Source organism: Streptomyces sp. (assembly GCF_031181555.1).
Lineage (GTDB): Bacteria > Actinomycetota > Actinomycetes > Streptomycetales > Streptomycetaceae > Streptomyces > Streptomyces fimbriatus.
On record NZ_JAPSKQ010000213.1, the window covers coordinates 1 to 6,394 of the forward strand.

The 6,394-nt window shown below is 72.3% G+C and carries 6 protein-coding genes; 5 read left to right on the forward strand and 1 reads right to left on the reverse strand.

Annotated features, from left to right (window positions below; all coding sequences use genetic code 11):
- The 5 genes from RIM90_RS28380 to RIM90_RS28400 all read left to right on the forward strand — a co-directional run.
- Positions 1 to 579 (forward strand): aminotransferase class III-fold pyridoxal phosphate-dependent enzyme (locus RIM90_RS28380; protein ID WP_309063610.1); only part of this gene is annotated, 579 nt, incomplete at its 5' end.
- 27 nt (positions 580 to 606) lie between these two features.
- Positions 607 to 2,181 (forward strand): PucR family transcriptional regulator, encoded by a 1,575-nt coding sequence (locus RIM90_RS28385; protein ID WP_309063611.1) that lies wholly within the window; start codon positions 607 to 609, stop codon positions 2,179 to 2,181.
- 155 nt (positions 2,182 to 2,336) lie between these two features.
- A complete protein-coding gene (locus tag RIM90_RS28390) occupies positions 2,337 to 3,179 on the forward strand; it encodes a nitrilase-related carbon-nitrogen hydrolase (protein ID WP_309063612.1) in 843 nt (280 codons plus the stop codon).
- Between the two features lie 31 nt (positions 3,180 to 3,210).
- Positions 3,211 to 4,614: a dihydropyrimidinase gene (gene hydA / locus RIM90_RS28395; RefSeq protein ID WP_309063613.1), complete on the forward strand. Its 1,404-nt coding sequence runs from the start codon at positions 3,211 to 3,213 to the stop codon at positions 4,612 to 4,614.
- Positions 4,615 to 4,625: 11 nt separating this feature from the next.
- Positions 4,626 to 5,627: a TIGR03842 family LLM class F420-dependent oxidoreductase gene (locus RIM90_RS28400; protein WP_309063614.1), complete on the forward strand. Its 1,002-nt coding sequence runs from the start codon at positions 4,626 to 4,628 to the stop codon at positions 5,625 to 5,627.
- A gap of 189 nt (positions 5,628 to 5,816) precedes the next feature.
- Here the strand turns inward: RIM90_RS28400 and RIM90_RS28405 are convergent.
- Positions 5,817 to 6,394 (reverse strand): CAP domain-containing protein (locus RIM90_RS28405; RefSeq protein WP_309063615.1); only part of this gene is annotated, 578 nt, incomplete at its 5' end.

Below are 6,394 nucleotides of genomic sequence, written 5' to 3' on the forward strand. Positions count from 1 at the left end.
TGGATCGCCGACGAGGTGCAGACCGGCTGGGGCCGCACCGGCGAGCACTTCTGGGGCTGGCAGGCGCACGGCCGCAGCGGCCCGCCCGACATCGTGACCTTCGCCAAGGGCATCGGCAACGGCATGTCCATCGGCGGCGTCATCGCCCGCTCCGAGATCATGAACTGCCTGGACGCCCACAGCATCTCGACGTTCGGCGGCACCCAGATCACCATGGCCGCCGGCCTGGCCAACCTCACCTACCTGCTGGAACACGACCTCCAGGGCAACGCCCGCCGGGTCGGCGGCATGCTCATCGAGCGGCTGCGGGCCGCCGCCGCCCAGGTGCCGGCGGTACGGGAGGTGCGCGGGCGCGGGCTGATGATCGGCATCGAGCTGACGAAGCCCGGCACCGACGAGGCCGACCCCGCGGCCGTGTCCGCCGTCCTCGAGGAGGCCCGCGCGGGCGGACTGCTCATCGGCAAGGGCGGCGGACACGACACCAGCGCCCTGCGCATCGCCCCGCCGCTGACCCTCAACGTCGCGGAGGCCGAGGAGGGGGCCGCGATCCTCGAGCGCGCTCTGAGGAGCATCCAGTAGCAGCACACCCAGCAAGGGGAAGTCGCCATGACCACCGCCTCGGAGTCCTGGGAGACGTCGGCACCGGCGCTGTCGGTCCGGCAGGTCCTCGCGCTGGAGCGGGTGCTCGCCGGGGAGCCCGAGGTGGTGGCCGGCGCCGACCGGCTGGACCGGCCGGTGCGCTGGGTGCACGTCGCGGAGGCGGCCGACGTCGGGGTGATGCTCAGCGGCGGCGAGATGGTGCTGACCACCGGGGTGCTGCTCGCCGGTGACGAGGGCAGACAGGCCGAGTACGTCCGCTCCCTGCACCGCGCGGAGGCCGCCGCCGTGGTCCTCGGACTGGGCCGCGCCTTCCCGTCCCCGCCGGACGCGATGCGGCGCGTGGCCGAGCGCTGCGGACTGCCCCTGGTGGTGCTCCACCGGCCGTTCCCCTTCGCCCAGTTGACCGAGGAGGTCCAGTCCCGCCTGGTGCGGCGGAAGTTCGCCGCCGTCAGCCTCTCCGAGGCCGTGCGCGGCGAACTCACCGCGCTGATCACCGCCGGTGCCCCGCTGCAGCGCCTGCTCGACGAGGTCGCCCGGCACAGTGGCTGCCCCGTCGTCGTCACCAACCTCGCCCACCGCGTCCTCGGCACGGCGGGGGAGCGGCCGGCCGTGGACGACGTGCTGCGCGACTGGGAGCGCATCGCCCGCCAGGCCGGCGGCACCGAGGGCGACGGCTGGATCCGCGCCGAACTGGGCGGGCGCGGGGAACGCTGGGGCCGGATCGTGCTGTGCGGCTACCGCGGCGACAGGGCCACCGGACGACTGCTCGCCGACCGCGCCGCCGAGGCCCTCGTCCTGCACCGCATGCTCGGCGGCGGTGCCGCCCGCTCCTGGGAGGAGCAGTCCGCGCAGAGCCTGCTGACCGACCTGGTCAGCGGGATCGTCCCGGCCCGGCAACTGCTGCCCCGGGCCCGCGCGGCCGGGCTGCCGGTCAACCGGCGCACCTTCGTACCCCTCGTCGTACGCGGCCGGGAGGCGCACCGGCTCGACCGCGTCCTGCGCCTGCTGGGGCTGCCCGGCGTCGTCGCCGAGCTGGCCGACGCGGTGACCGCCGTGCTGCTCAGCCTCGCCCGGGACCAGGACGCCGAGGCACTCACCGCGCACTTCGCGGCCCGGCTGCGCTCCGAGCCGGGGGCGGCCCCGGTCGTGGTGGCGGCGGCCGACGCGCGCACCGCCTTCGACGACGTACCCGCCGGGCTGCGCGAGGCCCGGCACGTGGTGGACGCCGTCGCCGGCTCCGCCGCCGCGCTGGACCTGCCGGCCGTGGTCCGCCTCCGGGACGTCCACCTGCGCGGGCTGATCCGGCTGCTGCGGGACGACCCCCAGGTGCAGTCCTTCGCGGAACGGGAACTGGACGGGCTGCTGCGCGAGCCCGACGAGGACCTGCTGTCCGTGCTGCGCACCTACCTCGCCACCGGCCGCAACAAGTCCCGCACCGCGCAGCTGCACCACGTCTCCCGGCCCGCGCTGTACCGCCGCCTGGAGGCGATACAGGCCCGCCTCGGCGTGGACCTCGACGACTTCGAACAGGCCGCCTCGGTGCACATCGCGCTCCTCGCGCACGACGCGCAACAGCAGTGAAACAAGGGACCACCTGCGACAACGGCGGTGAAACATGGGCTCGTCGAACGGTGACACGGTGACACGCCACGCCCCCGCAGACGTGACACGGTGCAACTCAAAGCGGGCGCGTCCGCTTCCTAGGCTCACCGCACACCGAGCGACCGGAGGTCCCGATGAGCCCAGTGATCCGTGCCGCCGTCTTCCAGACCGCCTGGACCGGCGACAAGGAGTCGATGATCCAGGTCCACGAGCGGGCCGCCCGCGACGCGGCCGCCCAGGGCGCCCAAGTGCTGTGCTTCCAGGAGCTGTTCTACGGACCGTACTTCTGCCAGGTCCAGGACCCGGCGTTCTACGCCTACGCCGAACGCATCCCGGACGGACCGATCGTCAAGCGCTTCCAGGCGCTCGCCGGGGAGCTGGGGCTGGTGCTGGTGCTGCCGATGTACGAGGAGGAGCAGCCCGGGGTCCTCTACAACACCGCGGCGGTGATCGACGCGGACGGTTCCTACCTCGGCAAGTACCGCAAGACGCACATCCCCCAAGTGAAGGGATTCTGGGAGAAGTTCTACTTCCGCCCCGGCAACAGCGGCTGGCCGGTCTTCGACACCGCCGTCGGCAGGGTCGGCGTCTACATCTGCTACGACCGCCACTTCCCGGAAGGGTGGCGGGCACTCGGCCTCGCGGGCGCCGAGATCGTCTTCAACCCGTCGGCCACCTCACGGGGCCTCTCCGGCTACCTGTGGCAGCTGGAGCAGCCGGCGGCGGCCGTCGCCAACGAGTACTTCGTCGGCGCGATCAACCGGGTCGGCGCCGAGGAGCTCGGCGACAACGACTTCTACGGCACCAGCTACTTCGTCGACCCCGAGGCCCGGTTCGTCGGCGAGGTGGCGAGCGACAAGGAGACCGAACTCGTCGTCCGCGACCTGGACCTGGCCAAGCTGCGCGAGGTGCGCGACCGCTGGCAGTTCTACCGCGACCGCGCCCCGGGCGCCTACACGCCGCTGACCGCCCCCTGACAGCACCGAGCACGCGAGGAGAGGGAGCAGCATGAGCAGCCGTACCGTCATCCGTGGTGGCCTCGTCGTCACCGCCTCCGACGAGACCCACGCCGACGTCCTGATCGAGGACGGCCGTATCGCCGCCCTCGCCGCCTCCGCCACCCCGGCCGCCGACGCCTTCACCGCCGACCGGACCATCGACGCCACCGGGAAGTACGTCATCCCGGGCGGGGTCGACGTCCACACCCACATGGAGCTGCCCTTCGGCGGCACCTTCGCCTCGGACACCTTCGAGACGGGCACCCGGGCCGCCGCCTGGGGCGGTACCACCACCATCGTCGACTTCGCCGTGCAGAGCGTCGGCCACTCCCTGCGCGAGGGGCTGGACGCCTGGCACGCCAAGGCCGAGGGCAACTGCGCCATCGACTACGGCTTCCACATGATCGTCTCCGACGTGAACCAGGAGACGCTCAAGGAGATGGATCTCCTGGTGGAGGAGGGCGTCACCTCCTTCAAGCAGTTCATGGCCTATCCCGGCGTCTTCTACAGCGACGACGGCCAGATCCTGCGCGCCATGCAGCGCTCCGCCGAGAACGGCGGGCTGATCATGATGCACGCCGAGAACGGCATCGCCATCGACGTGCTCGTCGAACAGGCCCTGGCCCGGGGGGAGACCGACCCCCGTTACCACGGCGAGGTCCGCAAGGCCCTGCTGGAGGCCGAGGCGACCCATCGCGCGATCCGGCTCGCGCAGGTCGCGGGCGCCCCGCTGTACGTCGTGCACGTGTCCGCCGCGGAGGCGGTCGCCGAGCTGGCCCGGGCGCGTGACGAGGGCCTGAACGTCTTCGGCGAGACCTGCCCGCAGTACCTGTTCCTGTCCACCGACAACCTCGCCGAGCCGGACTTCGAGGGCGCCAAGTACGTGTGCAGCACCCCGCTCAGGCCCCGCGAACACCAGGCCCGGCTGTGGCGGGGCCTGCGCACCAACGACCTCCAGGTGGTCTCCACCGACCACTGCCCCTTCTGCTTCACCGGCCAGAAGGAGCTCGGCCGGGGCGACTTCTCGAAGATCCCCAACGGCCTGCCGGGCGTCGAGAACCGCATGGACCTGCTGCACCAGGCCGTCCTCGACGGGCACATCTCCCGCCGCCGCTGGATCGAGATCGCCTGCGCCACCCCCGCCCGGATGTTCGGCCTGTACCCGAAGAAGGGCACGATCGCGCCGGGCGCCGACGCCGACGTCGTGATCTACGACCCGCACGCCGAGCAGGTCATGTCCGCCGAGACCCACCACATGAACGTCGACTACTCGGCCTACGAGGGCAGGCGGGTCACCGGCCGCGTCGAGACCGTCCTCTCGCGCGGCGAACCGGTCATCACCGAGCGGGAGTACACCGGGCGCGCCGGGCACGGCGCCTACACCCCGCGGTCCACCTGTCAGTACCTCACCTAGGAGCGCCCCGCATGGACTTCGGACTCGTCCTGCAGACCGACCCGCCGGCCTCACGGGTCGTCAGCCTGATGAAGCGCGCCGAGCGGAACGGCTTCACCCACGGCTGGACCTTCGACTCCGCCGTGCTCTGGCAGGAGCCGTTCGTGATCTACAGCCAGATCCTGGCGAACACCACGAAACTGAAGGTCGGCCCGATGGTCACCAACCCGGGCACCCGCACCTGGGAGGTCACCGCCTCCACCTTCGCCACCCTCAACGACATGTTCGGCAACCGCACCGTCTGCGGCATCGGCCGCGGCGACTCCGCGATGCGCGTCGCCGGACGCAAGCCCCACACGCTGGCCCGCCTGGGCGAGGCGATCGACGTGATCCGCGACCTCGCCGAAGGGCGCGAGGCCGAGGTCGACGGGCAGCCGCTGCGGATCCCGTGGGTGAGGAACGGGAAGCTGCCCGTCTGGATGGCGGCGTACGGGCCGAAGGCGCTCGCCCTCGCCGGACAGAGGGCCGACGGCTTCATCCTCCAGCTCGCCGACCCGTATCTGACCGAGTGGATGGTGAGGGCCGTACGCGCCGCGGCCGCGGAGGCGGGGCGCGACCCCGCCTCCGTCACCGTCTGCGTCGCCGCCCCGGCGTACGTCGGTGACGACCTGGCGCACGCCCGCGAGCAGTGCCGCTGGTTCGGCGGCATGGTCGGCAACCACGTCGCCGACCTGGTCGCCCGCTACGGCGAGCACTCCGACCTGGTCCCCGAGGCGCTGACGTCGTACGTCAAGGAACGGCACGGCTACGACTACAGCCACCACGGGCGGGCCGGCAATCCGTCCACGGACTTCGTCCCCGACGAGATCGTCGACCGGTTCTGCCTGCTCGGCCCGGCCGAGGCCCACGTCGAGAAGCTCCGGCACCTCCGCGACCTGGGTGTGGACCAGTTCGCCGTGTACGACATGCACGACGCGCAGGAAACGACGATCGACGCGTACGGCACGGAGATCATCCCGGCACTCGACCGCTGACCGGTACCTCCGTCGAAGGGGACGCCCGTGACCGCGGCCGTTCCGCCCACGCCGTCCGCGCCACCCGCGAGCACCCCGCCCGGCCCGGCGCGGTGCTCGCGGCGAGCGGCTCGCACCCGGCCCCGGGGAAGGGCCCTTCCCCGGGGCCGGGCCGATGGCGGGTCACCGGCGTGCGTGGGCGTGTGGTGCCTACCGGGCGGCGCCGAAGTCCTGGGTCCAGTAGGAGCCGGGCTGCGCGAGACCGACGCCGATCTCCTTGAACGCGCAGTTGAGGATGTTCTTCTTGTGGCCGGGACTGTTCATCCAGCCGGTCATCACCTGCTCGGGAGTGGAGTAGCCGTAGGCGACGTTCTCGCCGTAGGTGCTCCAGCTGTAGCCGGCGCGGGTGATGCGGTCGGCGGGCGAGGACCCGTCCGAGCCGGTGTGCGACATGCTGCGGCTCGCCGCCATGTCCTCGCTGTGCTTCTGCGCGGCCTCGGTCAGGGCGGCGTTCACCTTCACCGGGGAACAACCGGCCTTGCTGCGCTCGGCGTTGACGAGCTCCACGACCTTGGCGACGGCGCCTGAGGCCTGGCTGCCGCCCGTCGCGGCGGGGCTCGAAGCACTGGCGGTGGGCTTCGGAGCGGCCGTGGTGGGTTCGGGGGCGGCCGTGGTGGGCTCGGGGGCCGCGGTGGCGGGCCTGGACGTGGATGCCTCGGGGGCCGTCTTCTTCGGCTTGTGCGACGGCTTGTGCGACGGCTCGGCACTGCTGCGCTTCGGTGCGCCGG

Coding starts and splice junctions, on each gene's coding strand:
- RIM90_RS28385 (WP_309063611.1), top strand. CDS start 607: ATGACCACCGCCTCGGAGTCCTGGGAGACGTCGGCACCGGCGCTGTCG.
- RIM90_RS28390 (WP_309063612.1), top strand. CDS start 2,337: ATGAGCCCAGTGATCCGTGCCGCCGTCTTCCAGACCGCCTGGACCGGC.
- hydA (WP_309063613.1), top strand. CDS start 3,211: ATGAGCAGCCGTACCGTCATCCGTGGTGGCCTCGTCGTCACCGCCTCC.
- RIM90_RS28400 (WP_309063614.1), top strand. CDS start 4,626: ATGGACTTCGGACTCGTCCTGCAGACCGACCCGCCGGCCTCACGGGTC.